This is a genomic window from Vibrio thalassae, from assembly GCF_900089835.1.
Classification (GTDB): domain Bacteria; phylum Pseudomonadota; class Gammaproteobacteria; order Enterobacterales; family Vibrionaceae; genus Vibrio; species Vibrio thalassae.
The window spans coordinates 290,486-317,028 of sequence record NZ_OANU01000002.1; the positions used below are offsets into that span (position 1 = coordinate 290,486).

Here is a 26,543-nt window from a genome sequence, read left to right on the forward strand (position 1 = left end):
GGGTTACTTAATCTCCTTCTTGAGGTTTTCAGGTAACTTATACTCTCCCTGACTGCGAGAAACCTCACTGACCGTTGGTGAATCCAATGGCCCCTTAACTGAATAGTTAACTTGTGTAACTACCTCAACCACCGGTGATATCACCGTGGTCACCGCAAGGACAATCAATGCTGTTTGTGGTGTCACTGCAAAGGCGGTAATGATAGGAATGCCGGAGGTCATATCCGGTGTGAAATTTACCTCAGCATCCACCGTCTGAGTCGCCAAGTCAGCCAACCCTTTGATTTTCATCTCACCGGCTACGGCATCCATCTTGATATCGTTGGTAACAAAGATACCGTCTCTAATTTTGCCGCTACCCGTGATAGAGTTGAATGCCATCCCTTTGTCAAACACATCCGTGAAATCAAGCTGCATCTTACGAATGATAGAGTCTAAGCTAAATAGACCCAATAAACGCGCAGCACCACTCACATCTGAAATAATGCCTTTGCCAAGCTTGGTATTTATTTCACCACTAACCGTATTGACTCGCATTGACCAAGGAGCACCATCCCACGTCAGTTTAGAATTGAGCTCAAACGGTGCTCGTTGAATCCCAGAAGAAATACCAAAACGCTCCATAAGATCGCTGTTATTTTCACCGCTGACTTCAAGGTTAACACGCGTTTTATTTTGTTGGCCGGCTACCATCCAGTCGCCATCTAGATGAACTTTGCTGGTACCACTTGCAAGATCCAGTTTTTTCCAAACTAACTTATTACCTTGGCGCTCAACATCCATATTCACCTTGCCCACTTTATAACCCTGGAACCAAAAGTTATCTATGGTCAATTGAGTATCCGGCATAGCGCTAAAGAATGTTCTATCAAACTCTGTCACCAAAGGAGCTTCAGGGTTTTCTTGGGTAATCAGCGACTCATCATCTTGCGCCTTCTTGTCAAATTCTGGCACATAAATATGCAGACGTTTAAGTGCTACAAACAGCTCATTATTGTCACTATAGTTAGCTTGTCCCTTCGCTTCTTGACTATCTAGCTCAAACTGCCAACCACCTTTCTTGTACCGAGCGTTAAAGTTGACATCATGCCATTCGATACCACCTAGCATCAGCTCTTTCGCTTCAACATTGACTCGCTTAGGGAGTGGCAACTTAGGCTTATTCAATTCATCAAGTAAGGCTTTTTTCTCGCTTGGCGGCTCTTTAAATAACTCACTCCACTGATCGAAGTTGAACTTATCAGAGCGCACCTGGAAATGATGTCCCACAATCGGGCTAATTTTAAAGCCACCTTTGCCCAATACTAAATTCGTTGCCTTAAGTAAAGGTACGTCACCAGTAATATCAATTTCAGTCTGATATTTTACTGATGGGAGCTGTAATCTTGCCGTAATCGCTTGTTGATTACCCGAGGCTTGCAGTCTTACTTTACCCGCTTCACCATAGGCTTTTTTTAGCGGATAAGGATAGTCACTCGCAATCGTTGCTAAGTTAGCATTTAGATCGAGTTGATAAGTAAAACCAACATCATTGAGCTGAAGATCGACATCGAGATTCCATGGAGAGTGCCCTGCAAGTCTGCTCACTACTTTATCACCCACATAAGGCTCTAAAGGTGCCGTTTTCCAATCTCCTATTGCATCAATCCCTACCGAATAGCCTTTGCCCGCATTCTGCCCTTGGAAATCGAGGAAAATTGGTTGGCTTAATAGCTCTGCCGATAGCCCTGTTGCTTTTACCACATCGTTATCAAACTCCACTCTTCCGGACACTTTTTCCAGCGTCATTGGCGGCGCATCAATTTCAACGTGATTATCTTTTAGCTCAGCATAACCCCACGCCCTTGATGGCGTATCGTCACCGGAAAATGGAATATACAGTTGAAAATCGGCATTCACATCGCCACTCACCTGAACAGCCGTGAGCGCAGCACCAACAGAGTCTACAAGTGGAGAAGCCATCATGTAGTCACGCACAGCGCTACCTTGCCCCGTAGCTTTGGCCTCTATCTCAAGATGTCCGTCACCACTTAGCACCGGAATTCGTCCAGTAATTCGCTTCCCTTTCACATTCATCAATGTGGCTGAACGTGAGTCCAGATACATGGTCTCGTTTTGGAACAAGAGATCGAGTTGCAGATCGGTTAACGGCGGCCAATTGGTATCAAAGCTAAACTTAGCGTCGCGCAGTCCTACCCATGCTTGGAACATGCCATTATGGTCTCGGTATGGAAAATCGGAGAGCTTGCCATACCACAACAGTTTAGAAGTATTGACTCGCCCTGCTTGTATCGCTGCAGATAGATAGTCTGTCAGACTTTGCCCCATAGCCAGAGTCGGCAGATAACGCCAAACCTCTCCGGCATTGTATAGGTCAGCTTCGGCGTAAAACGACAAAAACGGACTATCATTTTTAGGGAAATCAAGCCTAAAAGCGCCAAGAACTTGCAAGTCAGGCGTCGCTGCCGTCACCTTGTCAGACCATAACGACCACCCCTGCTCACCATTGTTTTGCCAATGAATATCAACCAAACCTTGCTTAATATTCAACGGTGCTTGGAATACGTCACCATATGGGAATCTGTCATCAATCACATTCACGCGAGCATGTGCATGCTCTAGGTTTCCTCGTACCGAGCCAGAGACATGAGAAAAGCCCGGCAATAGCTCCCATTGAGACATCGACAGATTCTCTAAATGTGCTGAATACTTGAGCGAACCGGCACCCTCAGTTTGAGATAGTCGAATATCTTCAATCTGACCACCTGGATCAAGCTTAGTTAGCCACTGTTCAATACTGGGATCTGGGCTCAACGACGCTAAAGGTTTTAGAGCGTTCACATCAAGATGTGAGATGTTCACTTGCCATTGCTGTTGTCGATTCCATTCCGCGGCAACATCTAACTCAGGCCAAGGCACGTCGTTGGTTCTAGCTTGCACTTCATGAACATTGAGTTGCCAGCCAGCGTCTGAAGGTAGCAAATGCATCACCGCAGATTCAACAAAAAGATCGTGTTCCTTACCCTGTTTCGACCAGCTAAGTTCTGAAGGCAGAACCTCCAAATAAGCCTCTTTTACCGTGCTATTATCAAGCGTAATCCAGCCACGTAAACTGACTTCACCATCTTTGATACCGGTTTGTTGTTTCTGTTGTTCAGATAGCCATGGCGACAACGACATTTGTTCAACAGCAACGTAAAAATCGCCCGATATATTCGAAAGAGAGCCTTTATCAACAAAGTCGGCCCTCACTTCTAGCGAGTTTAGGTGAGCATCGGCAATAGAAATGGTGCCTTGTGCTAAATGACGCGCTTTTTGATTACGCCATTGCAAATTTTCGATATCTAACTGACGTTCTTCACCGGATATCGATTGATACAGTACGGTAGAATTGGCAACGGCAAAACGATCTAACTGTTTGAGCAGCAAGTTATCAAGTCTGTTAACCAATTGTTCACCACTAGCAGCCGGTTGATCGGTGCTCTGAACTGGTTTGGACTCAGTTGCAGCAAATAAATCGACCGAGCGAATATCTAGCATCATGTCATTAATGACCATATCTGCTAACACTGGCTGCCGCTGAATAATGGTTTGAATTAAATCAAATTCCAGTTCTAAGTTGCCAACTTCAAACTTTGTTTCGGGGCTTTCAGGAAGTCCAACGACCACGCCCTGAAGAGAAATTGAAGGGTGAGTATTACGCCAAAATCCGCGTACATCTTTTAGCGAAATATCAAGTCCGGTTCCTTGGTTTACCCAAGTCACGATTTCAGGCTGAATTTTATTGAGTTGTGGCAAACCCACACGTAGCACTGTGACCGCAGAGGCAAGTAATACCAATACGGTCAGCAGTAACCAGAGAAAAAAACGGACTACCCGATTAACGCGAGAACTCACAAATTACTCATTACATCATAACAACGTCAAATTGTTCTTGAATATATAAAGGCTCTGCTTGAATTCGAACCTGTTTACCAATAAAGACTTCTAGCTCAGCTAAGGCATGAGACTCTTCACCTTCCAGCGCTTCTGCTACAGCAGGCGAAGCATACGCCACAAACTTATCCGCATCATAAGCACGATTCACACGAGTAATCTCGCGTAAAATCTCGTAGCAAACCGTTTCAACCGTTTTCACCGAACCTCGACCTTCACAGGTTGGACAACCACTACAAAGAACATGTTCAATACTTTCGCGAGTTCTTTTTCGTGTCATCTCCACTAGGCCCAGTTGAGTGAAGCCATTGATGTTTGTTTTTACGCGGTCTTTAGAAAGTGCAGCTTCCAAGGAGTTCAACACACGTTGGCGATGCTCTTCAAGCCCCATATCAATAAAGTCGATAATGATAATACCGCCTAGGTTACGCAGTCTAAGCTGTCGAGCAATGGCTTGAGTTGCTTCAATATTGGTGTTGAAGATCGTCTCTTCGAGGTTACGACGACCTACGAATGCTCCGGTATTGATATCCACCGTCGTCATCGCTTCAGTTTGATCAATGATCAAGTAGCCACCCGACTTTAAGTCGACTTTACGTTCGAGCGAGCGTTGAATCTCATTCTCTGTATCATACATATCAAAGATCGGCTTATCACCTTCATAAAGCTCTAACAAATCCTCCAACTCAGGCACAAACTCGCTTGTAAATTCCTTCAAGCTCTCAAAAATCAATCTTGAGTCTACTTGAACACGAGTAATTTCAGTGCCGACAAAATCACGAAGAATACGATGCGCTAAGCCCAATTCACCGTAGAGTGTAGAACGCGTCTTGTACTTAGTACGACGTTCATTAATTTTGGTCCATAAACGCTTGAGGAAGGCCGCATCTTGCGCAAGCTCTTTCTCATTCGCCCCTTCCGCTGCAGTACGAATAATAAAGCCGCCATTCTCATCACAATAATCAGCCACGACGTCTTTTAGACGATTTCGCTCTTCCTCACTCTCAATACGCTGTGACACACCTACGTGGCTAGCACCAGGCATAAAGACAAGGTAACGAGAAGGAAGAGTGATGTCCGTGGTTAAGCGAGCACCTTTGGTACCAAGCGGATCTTTAACGACTTGTACTACGATGTCTTGGCCCTGACGAACTAGCTCAGAAATATCACGAACTTGGAATTGCTTCTTTTCGTTTTCTGCCACACATTCAGTGTGCGGAACAATGTCAGAAGCGTGAAGAAATGCCGCCTTTTCGAGACCAATATCCACGAAAGCGGCCTGCATACCTGGCAGGACTCGGCTTACTTTGCCTTTGTAGATGTTACCAACGATTCCACGTTTTGCTTCGCGCTCAATGTGGACTTCTTGGAGAACACCACCTTCAATCATGGCAACCCTTGTTTCACTAGGAGTTACGTTTATTAACAGCTCTGCACTCATGAGCGCACCTCAATATTTTTAATTATTTATAAATTCTTGCAAGAGCTGGTCAGTTTCATACAGTGGCAGTCCAACTACAGCGTAATAGCTGCCCTCGATTCGAGTGACAAAGCGCCCCCCTAATCCTTGGATTCCATAACTGCCAGCTTTATCTTGGGGTTCCCCACTTAGCCAGTATTGTTCGATTTCTTTTTCGCTAAGTGCTTTGAACCATACATCCGTCGTTACCATGACCGATGATTGCTTGTTTTGAGATACAACACTGACAGCAGTGAGTACCTGATGTTTTTGCCCCGACATCGCCTGAAGCATGGCTTGGGCATGCTCGAAATCATTGGGTTTTTCTAGTACTAGACCATTTAAAACGACAACGGTATCAGAGCCAATAACGACAGAGCTGGCATCACTTAATTCAAGCCCAGCCCTCGCTTTTTCTAACGACAAGCGCTCAACGTACTGTTGAGCACTTTCTTGATCTTGTTTCACTTCTTCGATATCAGGGCTCACCACCGAGAATTGGTAGCCAAGTTGACTTAACAACTCCTTGCGTCTTGGAGAGGTTGATGCCAAGACTATCTTTGTGCTAATTGGGTTACCTGACATGCCAATGTCGTCTCACACGACGTAGTAGTAAAAACATCCATGGCCAAAGTATACAGTTAATCGCGCCACTCCACAGTGACATCGGATTAAAAGTGACGTCTTGGATCAAATACTCACCAAAAAAGATAAACACTTCCAGCAGCATAGATATCAAGGCCATAATGGTAGCCTGTTGCCAAAGTGCCATATTTCGAAGCACTAGGAAGTTAAGCGCAACAATATAGATAACGATTGACATCATCATGCCACGAATACCGAGCGTTGAGCCTACGAGCAAATCCCACGTTAACCCAACGATTAACGCAGTACCTACATTCACGCGATGCGGTAACGCTAATACCCAGTAGCCTAAGACTAAAAATAACCACGATGGTCTCACGAAGTCTAGCACGCCCGGCCAAGGTATGGTTTGCAAAACGAGCGCCACCAGTAGTGATACACTGATCACTATGTGACTACGAAATGAACTATTCGCCATAATAGTATGAGAATCCTTTATTGCGTATTCAGCGTTTCTTCAACAGCTTGTTGCTGCCTATCGTTACTTGGCCAAATCAATAGCAAGTATCGTAATCGATCAAAATCAACAACAGGCTCAGCAATAATGCTGGCGAATTCGCGTCGATTATCTCTCTGTACCGACTTCACATGAGCAACAGGGTAGCCCTCGGGATAGATGCCACCAAGTCCTGATGTCACCAATAAATCATCCGTCTGAACATCGGTGCTGGTCGGGATATGCTCCAACTGGATCTCATCAACCGTTCCATTACCAGAAGCTATCACACGAATATCATTGCGTATAACCTGGACCGGTATTGCACTATTCGAGTCCGTCAACAACATAATGCGGCTGTTGTGAGCCCCAACAAACGTTACCTGGCCAACGATACCGCTCTCATTGATAACGGGTTGACCTTCATAGACACCATCAATACGACCTTTATCAATCACAACCTGATGACGATATGGCGACGTATCAACAGCCATCACCTCAGTAACCATCTTTTTTTCATCTCGGACGAAAGATGACCCCAACAACTCACGAAAGCGCTGGTTCTCTTCGCGGTATTGATCGAGCAAAATCAAGTCACTTTTGAGACGTAAGACTTCGCGTTTTAAATTGACATTTTGCTCAGCCAGACCTTGCCGAGTATTCAGCCTTTCATAAACGCCATCAAACATAGAACGGGGGAGGTTTGCCGCATATTGAATCGGCGCTACGGCACTATTCAACAAGTAACGGAAATGTGAGAATGTATCTAAACGACTATCAACCAGCATTAAGCCGGCTGATAAAGTAACAGCAAGAAATAACCGAAGTTGTAAAGAAGGACCTCGACCAAATATTGGTTTCATGTACTCATAATCCTGATGTGGACTCTAGTTTCAGTGCCACACCAAAACTAGAGCGAAACCATTATTCTTCTGTAAATAGATCGCCACCGTGCATGTCGATCATTTCTAGAGCTTTACCGCCACCACGAGCCACACATGTCAGGGGATCTTCAGCGATAACAACTGGAATACCGGTTTCTTCTGTCAGTAAACGGTCAAGATCGCGAAGCAATGCACCGCCACCGGTCAATACCATGCCGTTTTCAGAAATGTCAGAAGCCAGCTCTGGTGGACATTGCTCAAGGGCAACCATCACTGCCGATACAATACCCGTTAATGGCTCTTGTAGTGCTTCTAGAATTTCATTCGAGTTTAAGCTAAAGCTACGAGGCACACCTTCAGCAAGGTTACGACCACGTACTTCAATCTCTTCTACTGTATCGCCAGGATACGCAGAACCAATCTCATGCTTGATCTTCTCAGCGGTCGCTTCACCGATCAAACTGCCGTAGTTACGACGTACATAGTTGATGATAGCTTCATCAAAACGATCGCCACCGATACGTACTGAAGAAGAGTAAACCACACCATTTAGTGAGATTACTGCCACTTCTGTAGTACCGCCGCCAATATCGACCACCATTGACCCCGTTGGTTCAGAGACGCGTAGGCCTGCACCAATCGCTGCCGCCATTGGCTCGTCGATCAAATACACTTCACGAGCACCCGCTCCCAAAGCCGATTCGCGAATCGCACGACGTTCTACCTGAGTGGAACCACAAGGAACACAAACTAATACACGTGGGCTTGGTTTAAGAACACTATTGTCATGAACCTGCTTGATAAAGTGCTGAAGCATTTTTTCAGTCACATAAAAATCAGCAATAACGCCATCTTTCATTGGACGAATAGCAGAAATGTTGCCCGGCGTTCGGCCTAACATTTGCTTCGCTGCATGGCCTACTGCCGCAACGCTTTTGGCTGAACCCGCACGATCTTGTCGGATAGCTACTACAGAAGGCTCGTCAAGGACGATACCCTGTCCTTTTACATAAATCAGTGTGTTGGCAGTACCTAGATCTATCGATAGGTCGTTAGAAAACATGCCACGCAGTTTTTTAAACATATTCTTCGCTCGTCCTGCAAGAATGAGAAGACAAAAATTGCACTAAATGTACCAATGCCTTGCCATCACAGCAAGGCATTGAAGCAGAAACATGGGGTGAAACCCGCATTTTCTTACAGTTTCCTTACTTAACGCAAAAAATTCACAGGATTTATTGTCCGCAGCCGATCAACTTCTCTTGCAGTAATGAGCGTATTTTTCGAACACTAAGATGATATTGACCAGCCAGTATGGCGATATGACTCATTAGATTTGGTCCCATAATCCCTTGAGGAATGTCGCTTGGCTTGTGTGCTTTCACTGTTTCTCCACATTGTGTGCATTTACCCGAGTAGAACCGATATTCAGTAATGTCTATACGTGGCGGTGGGATTTCATGAACTTGATGGCGATAAAATGGCCTGTCACTCATTTCGAGATCAGTGTCACCGCAGCAAGGGGATGCGTTTTCAGGGTAACAATCAACAACAGTATCGGATTCTTTTAGTTCTGAGAGTTGTCGTTTATGCCCTTCGTGACCTTACTTAGCTCCTCTCGGATTGCGACCACTAGAGCTTTGAGCTTTTTTCGTTCAGCCCGCTCTTTAGGTCCATCGGAGGAAGGGGGTTTCGAAGAATTGATACTGCTCGTTTTAAGCTTGTCTTCATAATGGCGTAATTGCTCCCATAACTCGGATATCAACGCATTAGCTTCGTTGATATCCGATGCAATAGGTGGTGTAGATGAGAATTTGGATTTTTTCTTAGTCATGCAATCAACATGAACACTAGAAATGATCACTCAATAGGCAAAGTGGGATCCAGTGCTGATGGCCACATTTTTATGTCAATGCATTACTGGTGAACGTTACCAATACTTGATGCCAACCAACTCGATAACGGCACAGATATTTTCTTGTCACCAACAGGAAAAATCGGCCTATCTCCCAAGTACGCAGGGAAAACTGCTGCCGACACCTGGTACCGAATTGCCTTAGTGTTTTACGCTTCGGAGACTGGGGATGTGGTGTACAAGCTATATATTGATGGCGAACCCATTGAGACAATGCGCTATCCGGGGCTTGGCGAAGGCTGGGCAATGGATAGATCCGGCATGGCATTATTTACCGATACCGGAAAATATGAGTCAGGAACTGTCTACCTAAATGCCAAGATGTTCACCTCGCGATCGCTCACGGATAACGACGTCGCAAAGCTCGGCAGTACTCAACAAAACCTCAATTATACCCCTTCGACTCAAGTTCTAAATCAAACGGTAGAACGAGCCTACGAAAACGCGCCTGTCGATTGGGGACGCAAGTGGGCCAAACAACACGCTAAGTTCTTTAAAAAACGTCCTGAATAACCCCTTATGCGGACTAGAAATAGTCCGCATAGAGTCTAAGGGGATCTGGTTGAAGTCTTGCTTTACGCCAATTCGCATCAAAATGATACTTGAGATACACGTTGAAGACACTTGGCTGATAGTCACTAGAAAATTGCTGCGACATATAGCCAACAAAGCTCCAGTGTTCATTCACTCGGTACTCAGTATACAGCTGTAAACCTGCGCTAACCCCTTGTGAAGAGGAGGATGTACCACCAGGAATATTATATGGTGCATCAAATGATGCGTTAGAGAATGACACTGTCCCTCTCACCCCATATGTCCAATCAAAACTATGGCGGCGATAGTAAGATATTGGTACAGCGAGCGACACGTAACTTTGTGGGCTGTAATATTTGCCGTAACCGATAATCACTTCGTTGACATTCTTGTCATAACCCATATAAAACATTGTTCCCCCTAAAGAGAACGCTTGCTCATCATTACTAATGAAGTTGTAGTAACTGCCTAACATGCCAGAGGTTCTGTCATTGTCGGCAACATTATTTCCAGAAAGCTGATGATATTCGAGATAGCCCCAAACTCCATAGGGACGACCATCATTCCAAGAAGCACTGACAGTGGCACCACTGCGTGTCACACCACCAAATTGAGTCGTAATACCGTTTCGCTCTGTCACCGACAACCCTGAATAGGAGATGAGACTCGCCGTAACAGGGCGCTTTGATAGATTACCTCGCAAGGTAACATCTCCCCACTCGGTCACCCCTTCGATGCCACCAACCCAATCGGTGTAACGAAAACCAATAGGCGTGGTGCCGAAGTCCGCACGCCAATTATCCGCTTCCCACCCGACAGAAAATGCCTGGCCTACCCGATCCCGTTCAAACTCGACATTGGTATCATAATACGTGAGCGAGCCGCTATTGAGGTACACACTATCCGTCCGTAGCTTTAACCGCCCATCCCACTCAGGCATTGCGATCCCAAGCTCAAATGGCACAGTCAGATACTTAGAACCACCAGGCACATTATTGTATTCCCCACCAACGATAAAGTATGACTGATAGCGTTCATCTATTCTGTCTAACGTGGCGATAATGTCATTGGTCATCCAGTGCTCTTCTGCAGAAAGGTAGGCGCTACCAATATCTCTTACCCTCGTCAGTCCTAATCGCTCTTTGTCATCCAACAACAGAGCTTGACGAGAGTACTGGCGCGTCAGTGCATCGTTCGATTGTTTGAGCGACGCCTCTTGGAGCTGCCAGTAGTTAAAAGCATTCAGAGTCTTAAGCGGTAAATGGTTGTTGAAAAAGTTAATATACGGTTGATTATTGCTCTCTAGAGCCAACGACAGGCTACTGACTACTTGCTCATCGGTAAGATCAAACACACGCTGAGCTTGAACCTCTAACACAGGTTCAACGTATTCCGGTGCAGCAGTGAACCAAGCATCCATTCGCGCCTGAGAAATAGCTAATCCATCTTGCAGCAGCTCTATATAGATCTCAGAAGCTTGTTGAGTTTCCTTTCGAGCTAAAAGCTCATCAGCATCAAATAGACGTTGACGCTGCTGAATACTTATTGAGAGTACTTTCCTGCGTTTGGCTTCTTGATAAATCGCCTGATGGAAGTCGCCATTATCAATATCAAAGGCCGCCTGCGACATCAGTTCTAACTCAGGCGTCGTCAACGAAGCAATCACCACAGCGTCCATTGCAGCTTGAGCTCTATCTTCGTAGGGCGTCTGTGACCACAAGACAATGGCACTTGGTCGATCTTGGCGAGCAATTTCCTCTATATAAGCAATAAGCGACTCGCCTCTCAAACCATTCTGGGCAATATGCTGTCGATAATGCTCTAACTTTATACGAGAGTAAGTCGCAAGCTCTGATGACGTTAATTGCTGCGCTGGCGAATTGCTGACAATGTCAAATGCCTCATCCCAACGTCCTTGCCCTGATAAATACAAAGCATAGGCATGGGTATGTTCACCGTCCTTATGACGCTGATAAGCATTAAACATCATTTTGTCCGCAAGACGAGGCTGCGCTAGACGTAACAACTGCTCTGCTATGTTTTTTTTCGTCCACGGTAAGTAGGCATCACTTTCCAACACAGTTCTAAAACGAGTTCGAAAATCAACATCTTGCTCAGGAAATGTTGTACTCCCAGCGAACCGTTCATAAACATTAAGGTGCTCGACTTGTGCAGCATACTCAGCAATTTGTGCTTTTTGCTGCTTGGTGAGTGTTTGCAGCGCTGCATACTCACCCGCATTTGCCTTTTCCGGTGCATAGCTTTGTACCCAAAGCTGCAGGGCTGAACTATTTAGAGGCTCTAATGTTAACGCCTTCTCTGCTGACTGATGAGCCAGACGATACCTCTTCTGCGCTAGATATATCCGCCCTTTTAAGATATGTGCAACAGGCGTTTTATTATCCAGCGACAACGCCAAATCGATCTGTTGTATGGCTTGAGAATACTGCTCGGCACTGAGAGCTCGACGCGCTAGATCTAGCGCTTGCCAGAAGCGAATAGAACGAAGTTCCGATTGATAGAAATCAACCAAATCAGGCGAGTCATCAAACTTCTGAGCTTGTTCGAAATAGCGAATAGACGTTTGATAATCGTTGTTGTGATAGTAATAACGACCTAATGCCAACAAGATCTCAGGATCGTCAGGGTATTTGCGATTAGCAGCCTGCAACGCTTTTAACGTCTTCGTGTCATATTGTCTTTTTTCAATACGTTCAAAGGCTGCTAACTTACCACGATAAATAGGGTCTTTGCGCAGGGTCTTCTCTCGCTCCCAGCGCTGTTTGGCCGTTTCGTATTGTTGTTGTATCGATAAGTTTTCAGAGTGGTAACTCGCAATCAACTCATAAGTGTCGAACCACTCTTCAGACATTGGCTCCGACTGAAGCTCGGCCATCCATAACGTACTAGCGAAGACACCAAGTCGAGAGTCGTTCGCTAAATCTCGATATATCGCGAGCGCCTCTGACTCTCTACCGTAGCGCGCGAGGTGCCGTGCAAGACCAATACGTATTTCACCAACGTCCGGAAATTCTTTATCTAGTTGCTGATACGCTTCAAGTACTTCTTGCTGATACTCTGGAAACGTCGACTTAAGCCCCAAATAGTCGAGTTCACTGAGCATATCTGGTCGCTTGTCTCCATAAAGCTTTTCAAACAGCTCAAAAGCGGCCTTGTTCTGGCCACCTCGCTCTAGCAACAACGCTTGATTGTATTGATCTTGCAAAGAGGTATGCAGTGCTAAGTAGTTGCCAAATGCTTCAGCCAACTCTGGGTTAGCCTCTTTATCTAGTTCACGAAATAGAGTTTCTGCTTTTTGAACCTGGTTGTTTCGCACATACCATCGAGATTGGGCAAACAATGCTTCAGGGCTTTGTGGCGCAATCGCAAGCCAGCGCTCAACCGCCCCCTCAACCAATGCCTCATCCTGTTTAAGCTCACCAATTACTATTTGATTTTCTAACCAATCTGGCGCACTGCGATAGAAGGCCGCAGGTATGTCATCCGCCCAAGCGGAGGCACCAAATATGGTTAGACAAGCAATCGCAACTTTACTCGGAGTCCCTTTCACTGCTCACCTTTTTCTGCCCAAGGAACCAAAAGCTCTCCTTGCGCATTAAACCGATATTGATGGTCGTACCAACCCAGTCCAAATAGCGCTAACACGTTGTTGTAGTATTCGTCATTACGATCTGTCACCAGGTTTTCCCGCACACGGTTCGCCCATTTATCTGTGATATCGGTAGGCGCATAAAAAGTCAGCAGTGGCAATAAAGCTGCATCAAAGCCAATAGGGCCTTGTTTCTCCATCTTTCCAGACTGTGCGTAGGTGTTAAGTGGCGCATAACCTTGCACAAGGGCTTGGTTTGCAAAAGGAGCAAGTGAATCAACGAGTAGCTGATGGCCTATCATCTCTGTTGGCATCATTCCTGCCCATAGATAACTACGAATGGCGTTATAGTTGCCAATATCTGTTGTATCTCGATCGTAACTAATTGATTCACCGTCATAAAGCAGCCAGTCTGGGCTAACACCTCTGGCTTGACTGCTCAGTAGTAATTTCTGTGAACTCCGTTGAAGGCTTTGCCATCGCCCCTTTGAGTCGTGAGCAGCAAAAGCGGCCAGTAATGGCATCGGCACATAACTTGGGTTTAGTTTAACTTTACCTTTCGCAGTGAAACCCTGCTTTCCTGGTAACAGCTGCGTATTACCTTGTGCAAACTCAACGGTCTCTTCCTTCAATATTCGCTTGGCAAGCAAGTAACCAACATTTTGATAATAGTCATCCTGCCATAAACGTCCCGCTTCTATAAGCGTATAGGCAATCCACAAATCCGAATCGGAAGCTGAGTTATCATCGATAACTCCGTAGCCATGGTTAGTACGCCCCCACAACCAAGCTGGGAGATAGGCGGTCAGATCACCTTGTGCGAGATGCTGCTGAGTCCAGTTATAAAGTCGATCAAAGGCATCACGATCATTGGCGACTAAGGCAAAAAACATCGCATACGATTGGCCTTCAGATGTAGTGATTAACCTCGGGTCAGAACCATCGATAATTCGTCCTTGAGAGGTCATATACACGGCTTTAAAGTCGTACCACTCTTGCCATTCTTTAGCATGAATCGTAGGTGCGATAATGCTAAAGACCAATACTGCTCTCATCAGCCACGATTTCATTGCTTTACTCCCGTCGCTGCAAGGCGACGTTTTGCATAACGCGATAGCACTCGCCACATTAGCATGGTGAACGCTACGACAAGTAGAAGAGCAACAGCGACCATCAGCATCGGCCTATCGGAAAAGTGATACCAAACCAAATCAAAGAGAGGCAGTGTTCCAACATAATAATAATCACCAACTTGATGACTAGTGATTTCATATTGGGTGATCGCAATGGCAGAACCATTGACCAAGGCCGATCTCGCGTTCATGGCACCATAAAGTAAAGGTACCGATTGATCATTACGGGCAGACAGCACTGTGACAGTACGCTGCTTTGTAAACGGTGATTCAAAGCTCGCAATCGACGCAAACTCACCTCGTGCACGCACATTGGCACTTATTGTTGCTTGGCGGCCGGATAAATTCGCAATCCCCTGAGATTGTGGCTTTTCCGAAACGGTCGTGGCTTCAATAAATCGCCCTGATTCATTCGATCTAACATGCGCTAATGAGGCTGAAGTTAAGCTAAGCTTGTCAGCTGCCTGCACCCCTACTACCAGAATATCTTTCTCCGCTAGGCTTACTTCATCCCACGATTCGGTTAACTGAAACTGATAAGCTGGCAAGCCCGTTTGCTTAGAAATGAAACCAACCGTATTCAATAGTAATTCCACTTCTTTATCACTTGGCTCTGGTGTTATGACAACAGAGGTCTCTGAAAGATCCGCCATACGTGAATACGGAAATCCTGAACTGACAAACGATTGGGCATCTGGCATTCGGATGTAATGAGGAAACCCAGAAAAGTCGAGAGTTGAGTCACCATCAACTGCAGCATAGTAAATTGACGGTCCTACCCCCTCACAAATGCCTGTTGACACCTTGGCAATTTGGAAGTTAAACGCCAGCGTATTATTTTCACTGATTTTAAAGCCTGGTAGCTGCGTTGACGAACGCGCACTAAATGACTCACTACCAAGAATAGGTACTCGCCATGTGTCTTGATCACCCTCACTCTTATTCTCATCCAGCGGAAAAGCTCGAATAAATCTATCGTTGACCGAAATATTAAGGCGTGATGTCTTACTTCCCTTAAGAGGAGGGGAATATCGATAGCTGAGCTTCATTGGAACGCTATTGGCGTTCCAAGTAAATAAATCAGGTGGAAGCGTAAAGCTCACTCGAATAGGCGGTAATTCGACGCCTTGCGATTCTAGTTGGTAATTACCTTCGATAAGTTCAGAAAACTTCACCGCTCTATCTGTCGGTAACCAGTTTGGCGCATCATAGGGCTTACGTGGAGCTACGTCAGTCACACTATTCACATAGGCGACTTCTCCTGACATAAGCTGACTACCTGCCACTAGGCCTTTTGCAGCCAATGCCAATTGCTCTTCATCTTTGCCGAGTACCAATAACAACTTTTTGCCTGGCATCGTTGGCTGAGTCACCATTTGAATCGTTGGCTGAGTAATCTCCGGAAGATCTTTGATGAGTTCAGGGCGCTGACTATTGGTTGCGAGAACGACCGCGTGTTGCTCTGGCTCACCTTGTTGATATACCGGGAAGCTTACTTCGCGCCATTTTACTTGGCTTGCAAAATATGAGGCAACTACTGCCGCTGAATGCAAATTTCGCGTGCCAAAGTTCTGAGGTAGGACTACCGGAATGGAAACATTTTTCAGATCACGTGAATCAAAGAAAGGGGCAGGCAATAAACTTAATTCGTTAGCCACCTCTATGTTGCGGACATCCAAAGTAATGCGACTCGCCGATCCCAACTCCCACCATAACGCTGGATCACTGGCATCACTGCATTCCTCATCGATACGACCAATAAGTTCAAATTTAATCTGGTTGTAGTTCTTGAAAAAGCGGCCATCAAGTGTAATGACTTTGCTCAGCATGGTTGAGTCACCCCGAGTGATATCCACCACATCCATCAGCTCTTCATTTAAGTAAATACGCAAATGAGAGACCCTGGTGCGCAGTGCCGGAGAGGGAGCAAACTCAAGATTTAGAGAACCGCCAGTGATGATTTGATCTAGCCGAGAACCAAACCCTAAGAAGGCGGTCCCGCCACTGCCTTTTACCGTAATCGATGATGGACCCGCAATTTCGCTGAAGGTATAGCTTATTTTTTTGGTCGAGCTATCAACAAAATCGGCCCATACAGACGTCGACAGCATCGATGTCACGCTTAGTATCAATCCCGATAAAGTGTGAATCAGTTTCATTCTCTATTCCTATACAATCCAGCGAGGACGATAAGAAGCCATGCTCATCAAAATATCACCCCACTTAAATACTACCGTTCTGACCACAGACGGGCTAAGTTCAATTATTTTTCTAATACCGACTGCACTCGCATAAAGCATACTCTTGAGGCTTTCTAACGGTTTGTCTTGTTCATATGCCTGTTGCCATTTAGACCATGTGTCAGATCTGGCAAACGTGCATTGCACAAAGCGCTTTTCCTTTTCCATGGTCATCGGTAACAACTCCGCTCCCACCACGCCATCTCGACTAAATCGAACGACGCAACGGAATGATTCTTTGATGCCATAACGCTCAAGGGCTACTAGGATTTCATCGCCGATTGGGATGTTTAACTGCGGGTCTACTTGCAATCCCAAGCCACTAAAAGAAAAGTCCTTTAATGTGGCAGGATAGTGATGTCCCGACGTCGTCATGAAAGAAACTGGGTAATCAACGTCAATTCGATGAGCCATCCTCACTTGCTTCTCTTCTGCTGCGACCGCCAATGCCACACCAAGTACAATTAAGTTGTACATTACCCAAAACAGGTTCACTAATACGATAGTGGTGTCGGTAAACTCGTAATCGAACAATCGGAAGATTCCGACAGCAAGCCCGGTCAAATTAAGCAACAACAACCCAATGATAGGTTTGCTGATATCCCAATCAAAAAAACGTCTATCGATAAGTCCGCCTTTTGCAGTCACATTAAAACTACCACGGTCAGGAGCAAACAAAGCGACAGTGGTTGGAATCGCGATGTACCACGCCAATACCGTCTCATATACTTCCCCCCAAAATGAGTGCCGATACTGACCCTGTATCCTCGAGTTCGCCACATTTGCATGATACATGTGTGGCAACACAAACAAGACAATAGCAAGTGCAGGCGCATAAATGATATACACGTCTAAGATCAAAAACGCTAGTGGGGCGACCATAAAGATCAACCTCGGTATACCACTTAAAAAGTGCATCATACCGTTAAGGTAACAGAGGCGTTGCTGCCAGGAAAGCCCTTACCTAACAATGGGTTATCAGTTCTAAATATCTGAGCCATACCACGAGCCCAACGAATCCTCTGCCCCACGTGGGCAGATAAGCTATCAGTCGCTAAACCTGCTGATATTGGCTCTTTAAGATACGCACTGCGATACCCCAAGCGGTGCATTTTAAGCGCGGTATGCGCATCTTCTGTGACAGTTTCTACCGCCACTCCCCCCACTTCCTCGAGAGGGCCTCGACGTAGAATTGCGCATGATCCACAGAAAAAGGTGGCGTCCCACATGTCATTGCCGTCTTGGATCAAACCGTAAAACAGATTGCCTTCATTCGGCAGTTGTCTAAAACGCGACAAGTTACGCTCAAATGGATCTGGTGAGAAAAAGTGATGCGGTGTTTGTACTAAAGCCAAGCTCTCATCTTTAAGAAAAGCGCCCATCGTCACCTGGAAAAAAGCACGTGTTGGAATATGGTCACAATCGAAGATAGCGACGTAATCACCATGTGTCTGCTTGAGCGCGTAATTCAAATTACCGGCTTTAGCGTGCTCATTGGTTGGTCTTCGGATATACCCAACCCCAGCTTGCTCAGCAAACGCCTGAAAATCATCTCTCTTACCATCATCCAAAATATAGATGTTAACTTTGTCTTTTGGCCAGTCTATGGCAGTTGCCGCAAGCACTGTGGCACGCACGACTTCTAGCTCTTCATTATAAGTAGGAATAAACAGATCAATGCTAGGCCACTTATTTGTATCTGCCGGTAAAGGTTCGGGAGATCGGTTTAAAGGCCAGATGGTTTGGAAGTAGCTAAGTAGTAATACCATCCAAGAATAGGTCTCAGCCATAAGCAGCACGAGGCCCAAGATCATATCGAGATCTTTATCCCAGTTGATCGTCGATGAATATCGCCACCATAGGTATCGACAAGAAGCAATGAGCGACAAAATGATAAGCAACATATTTGGAAGTCGCCCTTTCACCCCACGAATTGAAGCCGCGACAACCGCTAACACGCCAACAAATACAATTTGCGCAGTGATTGAAAATGGTACCGTCAAACAAAGTACGGTAAGCACTAGCAATACGATATAAAGCAAGCTATCAGGTAAGAAATGATTCGCGCTTCGTTTCACCCCACGGCCTTCAAGTCTGTCATCAATAGCAATAACAAGCTTTGCTGACATTCGTCGACAAACACCAAAGAATCGTGAGTTGAGTGTTTTAATAACATTTAAGTGACGTGTGAGGTGCCAGTCATGCCAAGTGAAACTTTGTTTAATGACTGATAACCAAACAATTTGAATACACAGGCGTACATTATCCCCAAAGCTAAAGTGGTTCATGTCTATTTGTGGGAAGTAACGCACCCAGTCAGCTCTCGTCGGCACTCGACGTGTGAATACGACCGCTAGTAGGAAACAAAGCAGTGGTAAAGTGTGACGATTCTTTAACGCCAGTTCAGATACCTGGATAGACTCTGAAAACTGACGAAGCAAGTTGAGTGAAATTAGTCGAGCAACAAACATGATTATGAGCGTAGCTGGTTCTTTTCTACCTGAGACAACAATACCGTTGCCAGTTGCCTAAATTCGACAGCCGCGTTAGAGCGCTTGGCTGCAGTCATAACATTACCAAGCATGGCAAAGGCTTCTTGAATAGCAATATCAAAGTATAAGTGGGCGGAAATCAGTCGTGTTCCTAATGTTTCTTCTAACACCATCGTCATATCTCTTGATAGTGCCACATCATGACGACACTGATTCAGCACAAAATACGTTGCTGGTTGATAGGTGTTGTGCTGTAAGAAACGATGAAGCTGGGTAATAGAACTAGGGGTTGGATTCACAATATTCAGCACCAGAGAGAGACCCTTTTTAACCGCTATTTCATGAAAATCATGAGGCGCTAATATAATGACGATTTCGAATTTGTTTTTAGCTTCGTTCAGCATAGCTAAAAGATAATCAGCATACTCGACTGACATCAATGGTACGCTACCGTGCGGTAGAAAATAGGTCCCAACGGGATCTTGCATCAATGCACTTTTCCAGCTTTCTCCACGCTTAATCGCGTCAGTCCAACCTAGAATATGCTCTGTCGAATGAGCAAACCAAGGGCCAGTGAGGTTCTTGCGGTCTAGATCAATCAGCAGCACTTTATGTCCTAACACTGTATAGGCAGCAGCCAAGTTTGCAGCAACACTATTCGCTCCCGCGCCTGCGTGGATGCCTTTAACAAGTAACACGGACATTAATGCTTACTCGCCCTTAAACTGTGCCTCAGAAGACAGTTCAGTTTGCCTCTCGTACATTGCCAACGCTTTACCTTCATCATAGGCTTGATCGGTTTGGCTTGATTGTAAAAAACTCCATTTACTTTGTGATGATTCTATTTCGTTACTGCGTTCCAAATTCTGATAGCCAGTCGTTGGAATACCATACGATTTATAGATTTGTTCTACATCTGTGGTGTATTTTTGCATTACCTTCTACGACTCTGCTTAAGATAAGTTTGTTCTAAAATTGTACGCATAGTACACTATCACCCAATTAATATCACTATCATCTATGGTAAACAGTTAAATGATTCAACAAATGATATACATTAACTCTTGGGAGTCATTGGAAAATTTGTTGATACAAAGCGATCAAATTCCACTTTTTAAAATGAACGCTGATCTATTTACCTCCCCGTTAGGAAAGGATTTTCTTACAAGCAACAGTAAGTTGACCTTAAAAACTAGTGAACTAATAAATCAGAAGTTTGATCGGATCTTTCTGTCAGAACAGTCCTTATCAATGATGGACTTCTTGAAGGACTTGTCGCGAATCCCAAGTGATAAAAATATTCATATCGTTATATTGATAGACCTAAGCCAAAGTGCAAAATTAGATGTTAATTTTGCGATCGAACAAACAACAACTAATTTTATAAATATTACATTTCTATTACTGGATGTTAATATTGATAGTCAAAAAGGTGAATACCTACCTTATTTGCGTGGTACGAGAGTATTTCTTGGTGAGTTAAAAACGCGTCAAGAACAGTGTTTTTTAAAGGTTATCCATTACCAAGATGGTCATACACAGCTAGAGAACAAACTATTTTTGCTTACCGATAACGGAAAGCATCTTATTCAGCGAGAAGCCATGCCAGTATTAGTCTCTTCGCAAACTGCCAGCTCAGACTTTATCCAAAGCCATGGTTTCCAATCATTTGAAAACTTTGATTTCCCCAAAGCAGTGTTAGAGACCACTCCTGAAAGTGTTGTTGTGCTACCCTGCCGTGGATTCGATGACATAAAGCCGCTCACCAAAACTATCCTCGACAATAAAAACCGTTTTGGGGATAACATTCACTTTGTAGTAAAAGAGCTTGCTCCTTGTATTCGATACAATGATTTTCATATGCTAATTACGGCTGGTGCACAAAGCATTGTCGAGCATAGTAAAAATGAGGCGGCACTCTATGACCAGGTCCGCCTTGCTTCTATCACAAAAATGGACGCTCGCTATATCGATGAACTGAGTCTATTTACTCAATTTGAAAGTCCGGTCAAGCAAAGTGGCTTTATCAGCTTTAGTGATTTTAAATCGATGACACTCGACGCTATCGAGCTATGTCGTAACACTCAGATAGAGTATGCTCTTGTCGAGTTAACCCCTTACTCATCGGTTCCGCTCAATGAAGTGGTTTCCTATAGTCAGATGAAACGCAGGGGTGACATCGCTTGTCAAATTGATGGTCGAGTGTTGATCTTTTTCAGTTCATTACGACGTTATGAGATCCACCAAGCATTACTCAATGTATTTGCAGTCGCGCCAAGCGAACTGTTTATCGAAGAGGCGCAATTTACGACCGCAGAGAACATCATTAAGAGACTATCTGCCATTCAAGGTATCGACTACATTGAACAATCCGAAACGTACTCTACACAGCTAAGCATCACTAAGCCGAAGAGTCGATTCGCCAAGCCTGTCGATTGGGACGATGTATGAACATTGAAGATTTTTTGATTGTTGCGGGCTTTTTTACTCTTGTCGGTTTAGCTATCGGCATCATAGCCCCAAGTATTTTTCGCACCATTGCTAAGCTTATTGTCAAATTTAGCAAACGGCCAAAACACTTAAGAGAAACCAAATTTTAAATCATGCATAGTATCAGACCTATTGCTTCCATATCCCTCGGTTGGTGGACCCTATACTTTGCGCTGAAACTGGCTTTGTATGCCAATGATACATTGAGTTTTTCACCTCTGTATAATTTCAGTTTGCTTTGCTTCATCGCGCTCCCAATTCGCTCTCGCTGGGTAAATATCACCAGACAAAGCATCGCTATTATATTGGCTTTACTCCTCTTGCATCACGACTCTTACTTACCGCCAATCGAGCGGCTATTTAGCCAGTGGGATCTAGTCAGCCAGTTTGATGGTGTCTATCTTCTCGCGTTAGCTAAAGACTTTATCTCTATAGACTTCTTACTACTCGGGTTCGTGCTTTTTGTGGGGTATTTATACCTCAACCAAATCTTACGTCTATCAACGTTTGTTATTTTGGGAATGGCCATAGCTTCCGTTCCAAGCTCCTTCTGGCAGATGTCTATTACTGCTACACCAGCAACCGTCATTTCTGAAGGGCAAGGCGGGATGACTAGCGGACAAGAAACACCCAGCGTAGCTCAGGAAGCAATCGATACGTCTTCAGAAGGGCTCACCACCTATATCAACCAGTTCTTTAGTCAACAAGCAAACAAAACCTCGATGCTCGGAAGTATCAATGAGTCAGCTAAACAGCCGAATTTTGACATCTTATTCCTAAGTGTCTGCTCCCTCGCATGGGATGATTTGGAGTATTCAGGCAACATTGATCATCCGATATTTAAAGAGTTTGATATTTTATTCAAACAATTCAACTCCGCTACATCGTACAGTGGTCCGGCGGTGCTCAGGATCTTACGAGCTCACTGTGGACAGCAATCACATGCAGATCTCTTCAACAACAACCTGACTCAACAATGCTCACTGTTCGATCAGTTAGCACGTATTGGTTTTGATAAAGAAGTCTTTATGAACCACGATGGCAAATTCGATGGTTTTAACAAGCACATTGCTAATAACATTGGTAACTTCTCTCCTGCCGTTGATATTGAAGCTTTGTCACCTTCTCAGTACGCCTTTGATGGGACTAAAATCTATAGTGATGGCGAGATTTTATCGCAATGGGAATCTCTCGCTCATGACAAGCCGACCGTCAGCTTGTACAACACCATAAGCATTCACGATGGCAACCGTGTGGTTGGTAAATCTGGCTCACGACTAGTGACTTATAAGCGTCAACAGAGAATTTTGCTTGATGACCTTTATGCGTTCTTCCAAAACCTAAAAGAGAGCAAACGAAATGTGGTGGTACTGCTGCCAGAACATGGCGCAGCTGTTCGTGGCGACCGCATGCAAATATCAGGCATGAGAGAGATTCCTACCAAAGCAATTACCAGCGTTCCTGTCGGTATTAAGTTCTTTGGTGACGTATCTATAGACAATCGCACTCAGCTGGAAATTGACACGCCAGTCAGCTTCTTAGCACTTAGCGATCTGCTTTCCAACATCATAACCAGTGATATCTATCAAGGAAAATCGACGTCACTCGCCTCCTTGACTCAGGGGCTGCCAACGACACCAGTGATTTCGCAAAACTCAGGCACCACAATGCTCGAAGTCGATGAAAAGCAGTTTTACAGCTTTGACGACAAATCGTGGACGGAGTATCGGCCGCGTAATAATTAAAACCATTTGATAAACTAAAAAGGCGCCCTCTCTAGTAAGATAGGGTGCCTTTTTTGAGTTCAGCCGTTACTAGAGCTAGGAGCGTTTCCAACGATTTCTGCGTCCGGGCTTGATAGTTACAGCTTTGGTTTTTTGCTCTGGCAATAACTGCATTTCAGCGGCAAAGTATCGGCCCTGACCGCCGCTAACTCCTAGACCAATCAAGGTGTGCCACTCTTTCTTCGTTTCTACCCCTACCGCAAGAACTTTCGTTGTGGAATCGCCACAAGCACCGACCATACTACGCACAAACAATTGATTTTCATCACGCTGATCAATTCGTTTGACTAAGCTTCTATGTAACTTAAGGTAATCAACTTTAAGATCCTTGATGTAGTGAGTACTAACAATAGAGCGTCCAGCCTGCCCTACAATAACGGTACACCCAATACCTGATAACATTTTCACCACTGGACGAATATAGTCTAAATGCTGAACAAGACGAGCCTCAGAGAATTCGAAACTAAGCTGCTTTCTTATCCCTACAGGAAGTTGTAGTAGTTCGTCTCTAAACCATTTGAAGTAGCTCTTGTTAGCAAACGGCACAACATAAACATTAATCGATACCGGAAGCGCAAGGTGGCCATGTTTAATACTTCTAAACACTTTATTAAGCACAGCTCGGTCAAAATTAGCTTCGTAACCGACTTGGAGTAACGCTGAATGGAAACGAGACGCCTTCACCGTTCCTCGTTCTGGATCATCAATTCTCGCGAATAATTCCTTGTGCAGAGCATTAAGCTCCTTGCCCTTTTCATATAAGTAGCAAGGCTGAGCGTATATCAGTAAGTTCTCAGGTAACAAAGCACGATCAAAGAGTGTTCTCCAGCGGACGCTACCACGTTCATCAAACTTTTGAGCTTGCTTTTGGAATCGGCTCCAGTTGTTCACCTTCTGAAGCTGAGCACTTTTAAGGGCCGTTTCGGCTTCTTCCATAATACGCCCACGGTGTTCACCCTCGGAGTACATACTCACCCCAATATGACACCAGTTATCTTCATCCAGTGGTACGGGTGGTGGTGCTTTTTCCATCTGGCGTATGCATTGACTTGCCAGGTTTGCCACGTCTTTGCTGCTTTGGTGAGGAATGAAAATGGCAAAATCCGCCTCGTAATAACGCGAGAAAATCGCATCTGGGTATTTTTGCACACACTGTGACAGCACTTCGCCAACTTCAATAAGGAAGTCATCGCCGGCAGATTTGCCGAGTCTTTCTTGAGCTTGTTCCCAGTCTTCAATACGAAACAAAATCACGCCACCTTGCGCGCCACTTTCTTGTAAGGCTGACTCAAGTTTACTATCGAATAAAATTCTATTCGCACTGCCCGTTAGTGGATCGAGGAAGGTCTGAGTTCGGATGAAAGTATCAAACCGACTGCGTTCTTGACGAGCATCTTGCAACTCTTCAATAAGGATGTCTAAGGCTTCACTCGCGGTATATGGCCACTCTCGCTCATCACCTTTAGCGTATTGTTCAACACGGCCACCGAGGATCATTCTTCCCCGCTCTTCAAGTAGTTCTGATCCCACCAATTGCTGACGCAACCATTTAACCCCTTGCATCAAACAAAATACAATCAAACCAAATGCAAGCGTGACAGACCACATCGCTTCTATCGAATAACGAACATCCAAATAAGGTGGTAAGGCAACAAATTCCACTCGATAGCCGTCATTTCGCTCCAGTTCGAATCCTTGTTCATAGACAATCGTTCTATCTATCGTTGGGGAGGTATTCTTATAGCGATATACAACACCGGCTGAAGATAACAGCTGCATTTCAATAATATTGCTGGCCTGAAGCATTTTCGGCATCCAGCGCTGCATCATATAGGCGGCATCAGGGTCTTCCAGTTCTTTATCTATCACCTTAACGATGCCCGCTAAATGATGATTCAGGTACTCTTGTCCCATTCGCTTAATCGACAAGGTTCCACCGACAAAGAGAATAAAAACTGCACTCATCACAATGACCGTGACAAAAGCGACCAAGCGCGTGCTCAGTTTAAGAGTTGGGGTTTGCCTCATAGATTGTCAAAGTCCTTTTTGAACGAAATAGCGAGCTACAATTCTAAAAGTGCCGAACAGTCGACGCTCAAGCTGCCTTAATGTTTGTTATATCAAATTTGGTCAGAACCTTTAAGTAATCAGCTATGGCAAGGTTCTAAGAAATAAAAAAAACCGCGATGATAATCGCGGTTTTTCATGTTCAATGTGGTCAAGTATCATCAACTGACCTCACCTAACCTCGATTTAGAACGGAATGTCATCATCAAAGTCCATTGGTGGTTCAGTGTATTGTGGCTGCTGCTGAGCTGGTTTCTGCTGAGCTGGTTGCTGAACAGGTTGTTGTGGCTGGCCCCAACCTTGCTGCTGCTGTGGCGCTTGCTGTTGCATGCCACCTTGGTTCATACCACCTTGCATTGGGGCACCGCCGCCTTGGCGACCACCCAACATTTGCATAACGCCATTGAAGCCTTGTACTACAACTTCAGTGGTGTAACGGTCTTGACCACTTTGATCTTGCCACTTACGAGTTTGAAGTTGGCCTTCGATGTAGACTTGAGAACCTTTTCTTAAGTACTCACCCGCTACTTCTGCCAGCTTGCCGAATAGTGCAACACGGTGCCACTCAGTTTTTTCGCGCTGTTCGCCAGTCGCTTTATCACGCCAAGATTCAGAGGTCGCGATTGTAATATTCGCCACGGCACCGCCGTTTGGCATGTAACGAATTTCTGGGTCGTTACCTAAGTTACCCACTAGAATGACTTTGTTTACTCCACGGCTTGCCATGTTTTGCTCCGTAACCACAGTGTGTTTTAAATTAGCCTAATAGGATAACACGAACCGCTAGTACAGCAACAGCGCTTATCCTATGGTTGTTAAAATAACCCTAGAGCAAACATTATTACGAGCCAGCTAAGTAATGTTCAACTTTATAAACATATCAATTACTTAGATACATTTAACTCACTCTCAAACTCT

Annotated in this window: 21 protein-coding genes; 4 read left to right on the top strand and 17 right to left on the bottom strand. The window is 44.9% G+C overall.

Annotation, left to right across the window (positions count from 1 at the left end; all coding sequences use genetic code 11):
* Window positions 1-3: 3 nt before the first annotated feature.
* The 8 genes from VTH8203_RS01330 to VTH8203_RS25440 form a co-directional block, all read right to left on the bottom strand.
* Complete coding sequence (locus VTH8203_RS01330; protein ID WP_096992013.1) at window positions 4-3,897, bottom strand: YhdP family protein; 3,894 nt, start codon at window positions 3,895-3,897, stop codon at window positions 4-6.
* Between the two features lie 10 nt (window positions 3,898-3,907).
* The gene (gene rng, locus VTH8203_RS01335) at window positions 3,908-5,377 is read right to left on the bottom strand and encodes a ribonuclease G (protein WP_096992014.1); all 1,470 of its coding nucleotides are present in this window, start codon (window positions 5,375-5,377) and stop codon (window positions 3,908-3,910) included.
* Between the two features lie 18 nt (window positions 5,378-5,395).
* Window positions 5,396-5,980: a Maf family protein gene (locus VTH8203_RS01340; protein WP_096992015.1), complete on the bottom strand. Its 585-nt coding sequence runs from the start codon at window positions 5,978-5,980 to the stop codon at window positions 5,396-5,398.
* A complete protein-coding gene (mreD, locus tag VTH8203_RS01345) occupies window positions 5,970-6,458 on the bottom strand; it encodes a rod shape-determining protein MreD (RefSeq protein WP_096992016.1) in 489 nt (162 codons plus the stop codon). Before mreD ends, VTH8203_RS01340 begins: the two co-directional genes overlap by 11 nt.
* 17 nt (window positions 6,459-6,475) lie before the next feature.
* Window positions 6,476-7,339, bottom strand: a complete 864-nt coding sequence (gene mreC / locus VTH8203_RS01350) for a rod shape-determining protein MreC (protein WP_096992017.1) — start codon at window positions 7,337-7,339, stop codon at window positions 6,476-6,478.
* A gap of 61 nt (window positions 7,340-7,400) precedes the next feature.
* The gene (locus VTH8203_RS01355; protein ID WP_042473407.1) at window positions 7,401-8,444 is read right to left on the bottom strand and encodes a rod shape-determining protein; all 1,044 of its coding nucleotides are present in this window, start codon (window positions 8,442-8,444) and stop codon (window positions 7,401-7,403) included.
* Between the two features lie 151 nt (window positions 8,445-8,595).
* A complete protein-coding gene (locus VTH8203_RS25435; RefSeq protein WP_370739186.1) occupies window positions 8,596-8,856 on the bottom strand; it encodes a hypothetical protein in 261 nt (86 codons plus the stop codon).
* Between the two features lie 71 nt (window positions 8,857-8,927).
* Window positions 8,928-9,194 carry a DUF6444 domain-containing protein gene (locus VTH8203_RS25440; RefSeq protein WP_370739187.1) on the bottom strand — a complete coding sequence of 89 codons (267 nt, stop codon included), beginning with the start codon at window positions 9,192-9,194 and terminating at the stop codon, window positions 8,928-8,930.
* A 144-nt stretch (window positions 9,195-9,338) separates the two neighbouring features.
* Here VTH8203_RS25440 and VTH8203_RS01365 point away from each other — a divergent pair, with 144 nt between their 5' ends.
* Entirely contained in the window at window positions 9,339-9,788 is a 450-nt protein-coding gene (locus VTH8203_RS01365) for a hypothetical protein (RefSeq protein ID WP_096992018.1), read from the top strand.
* 13 nt (window positions 9,789-9,801) lie between these two features.
* Here the strand turns inward: VTH8203_RS01365 and VTH8203_RS01370 are convergent, their stop codons facing one another.
* The 7 genes from VTH8203_RS01370 to VTH8203_RS01395 are packed head-to-tail and all read right to left on the bottom strand — an operon-like array spanning window position 9,802 to window position 20,219.
* Entirely contained in the window at window positions 9,802-13,380 is a 3,579-nt protein-coding gene (locus VTH8203_RS01370; protein ID WP_096992019.1) for a cellulose synthase subunit BcsC-related outer membrane protein, read from the bottom strand.
* Window positions 13,377-14,489, bottom strand: a complete 1,113-nt coding sequence (bcsZ, locus tag VTH8203_RS01375; protein WP_244181126.1) for a cellulose synthase complex periplasmic endoglucanase BcsZ — start codon at window positions 14,487-14,489, stop codon at window positions 13,377-13,379. The genes VTH8203_RS01370 and bcsZ overlap by 4 nt, the downstream gene beginning before the upstream one ends.
* Window positions 14,486-16,711 (bottom strand): cellulose biosynthesis cyclic di-GMP-binding regulatory protein BcsB, encoded by a 2,226-nt coding sequence (gene bcsB, locus VTH8203_RS01380; RefSeq protein ID WP_096992020.1) that lies wholly within the window; start codon window positions 16,709-16,711, stop codon window positions 14,486-14,488. Before bcsB ends, bcsZ begins: the two co-directional genes overlap by 4 nt.
* A 9-nt stretch (window positions 16,712-16,720) precedes the next feature.
* Window positions 16,721-17,674: a PilZ domain-containing protein gene (locus VTH8203_RS24935; protein ID WP_244181127.1), complete on the bottom strand. Its 954-nt coding sequence runs from the start codon at window positions 17,672-17,674 to the stop codon at window positions 16,721-16,723.
* Between the two features lie 35 nt (window positions 17,675-17,709).
* The gene (locus VTH8203_RS24940) at window positions 17,710-19,263 is read right to left on the bottom strand and encodes a glycosyltransferase (RefSeq protein WP_244181128.1); all 1,554 of its coding nucleotides are present in this window, start codon (window positions 19,261-19,263) and stop codon (window positions 17,710-17,712) included.
* Between the two features lie 2 nt (window positions 19,264-19,265).
* Window positions 19,266-19,988 (bottom strand): cellulose synthase operon protein YhjQ/BcsQ, encoded by a 723-nt coding sequence (locus tag VTH8203_RS01390; RefSeq protein WP_096992021.1) that lies wholly within the window; start codon window positions 19,986-19,988, stop codon window positions 19,266-19,268.
* 6 nt (window positions 19,989-19,994) lie between these two features.
* Window positions 19,995-20,219, bottom strand: coding sequence for a hypothetical protein (locus tag VTH8203_RS01395; protein ID WP_096992022.1), 225 nt, complete (start codon window positions 20,217-20,219; stop codon window positions 19,995-19,997).
* 316 nt (window positions 20,220-20,535) lie between these two features.
* Between VTH8203_RS01395 and VTH8203_RS01400 the strand changes: the two genes are divergently transcribed.
* The 3 genes from VTH8203_RS01400 to bcsG are packed head-to-tail and all read left to right on the top strand — an operon-like array spanning window position 20,536 to window position 23,519.
* Window positions 20,536-21,735: a BcsE family c-di-GMP-binding protein gene (locus VTH8203_RS01400; protein ID WP_158296037.1), complete on the top strand. Its 1,200-nt coding sequence runs from the start codon at window positions 20,536-20,538 to the stop codon at window positions 21,733-21,735.
* Window positions 21,732-21,884 (top strand): hypothetical protein, encoded by a 153-nt coding sequence (locus VTH8203_RS24405; RefSeq protein ID WP_158296038.1) that lies wholly within the window; start codon window positions 21,732-21,734, stop codon window positions 21,882-21,884. The genes VTH8203_RS01400 and VTH8203_RS24405 overlap by 4 nt, the downstream gene beginning before the upstream one ends.
* Window positions 21,885-21,887: 3 nt before the next feature.
* Window positions 21,888-23,519, top strand: a complete 1,632-nt coding sequence (gene bcsG / locus VTH8203_RS01405) for a cellulose biosynthesis protein BcsG (protein WP_096992024.1) — start codon at window positions 21,888-21,890, stop codon at window positions 23,517-23,519.
* 75 nt (window positions 23,520-23,594) lie between these two features.
* Here the strand turns inward: bcsG and csrD are convergent, their stop codons facing one another.
* Window positions 23,595-25,586, bottom strand: a complete 1,992-nt coding sequence (gene csrD, locus VTH8203_RS01410; protein WP_096992025.1) for an RNase E specificity factor CsrD — start codon at window positions 25,584-25,586, stop codon at window positions 23,595-23,597.
* Between the two features lie 225 nt (window positions 25,587-25,811).
* On the bottom strand, window positions 25,812-26,351 hold the full coding sequence (locus VTH8203_RS01415) for a single-stranded DNA-binding protein (RefSeq protein ID WP_096992026.1): 540 nt from the start codon (window positions 26,349-26,351) through the stop codon (window positions 25,812-25,814).
* Window positions 26,352-26,543 lie beyond the last annotated feature (192 nt).

Coding starts and splice junctions, on each gene's coding strand:
- rng (WP_096992014.1), bottom strand. CDS start 5,377: ATGAGTGCAGAGCTGTTAATAAACGTAACTCCTAGTGAAACAAGGGTT.
- VTH8203_RS01340 (WP_096992015.1), bottom strand. CDS start 5,980: ATGTCAGGTAACCCAATTAGCACAAAGATAGTCTTGGCATCAACCTCT.
- mreD (WP_096992016.1), bottom strand. CDS start 6,458: ATGGCGAATAGTTCATTTCGTAGTCACATAGTGATCAGTGTATCACTA.
- mreC (WP_096992017.1), bottom strand. CDS start 7,339: ATGAAACCAATATTTGGTCGAGGTCCTTCTTTACAACTTCGGTTATTT.
- VTH8203_RS01355 (WP_042473407.1), bottom strand. CDS start 8,444: ATGTTTAAAAAACTGCGTGGCATGTTTTCTAACGACCTATCGATAGAT.
- VTH8203_RS25435 (WP_370739186.1), bottom strand. CDS start 8,856: ATGAGTGACAGGCCATTTTATCGCCATCAAGTTCATGAAATCCCACCG.
- VTH8203_RS25440 (WP_370739187.1), bottom strand. CDS start 9,194: ATGACTAAGAAAAAATCCAAATTCTCATCTACACCACCTATTGCATCG.
- bcsZ (WP_244181126.1), bottom strand. CDS start 14,489: ATGAAATCGTGGCTGATGAGAGCAGTATTGGTCTTTAGCATTATCGCA.
- bcsB (WP_096992020.1), bottom strand. CDS start 16,711: ATGAAACTGATTCACACTTTATCGGGATTGATACTAAGCGTGACATCG.
- VTH8203_RS24935 (WP_244181127.1), bottom strand. CDS start 17,674: ATGGTCGCCCCACTAGCGTTTTTGATCTTAGACGTGTATATCATTTAT.
- VTH8203_RS24940 (WP_244181128.1), bottom strand. CDS start 19,263: ATGTTTGTTGCTCGACTAATTTCACTCAACTTGCTTCGTCAGTTTTCA.
- VTH8203_RS01390 (WP_096992021.1), bottom strand. CDS start 19,988: ATGTCCGTGTTACTTGTTAAAGGCATCCACGCAGGCGCGGGAGCGAAT.
- VTH8203_RS01395 (WP_096992022.1), bottom strand. CDS start 20,219: ATGCAAAAATACACCACAGATGTAGAACAAATCTATAAATCGTATGGT.
- VTH8203_RS01400 (WP_158296037.1), top strand. CDS start 20,536: ATGATGGACTTCTTGAAGGACTTGTCGCGAATCCCAAGTGATAAAAAT.
- VTH8203_RS24405 (WP_158296038.1), top strand. CDS start 21,732: ATGAACATTGAAGATTTTTTGATTGTTGCGGGCTTTTTTACTCTTGTC.
- bcsG (WP_096992024.1), top strand. CDS start 21,888: ATGCATAGTATCAGACCTATTGCTTCCATATCCCTCGGTTGGTGGACC.
- csrD (WP_096992025.1), bottom strand. CDS start 25,586: ATGAGGCAAACCCCAACTCTTAAACTGAGCACGCGCTTGGTCGCTTTT.
- VTH8203_RS01415 (WP_096992026.1), bottom strand. CDS start 26,351: ATGGCAAGCCGTGGAGTAAACAAAGTCATTCTAGTGGGTAACTTAGGT.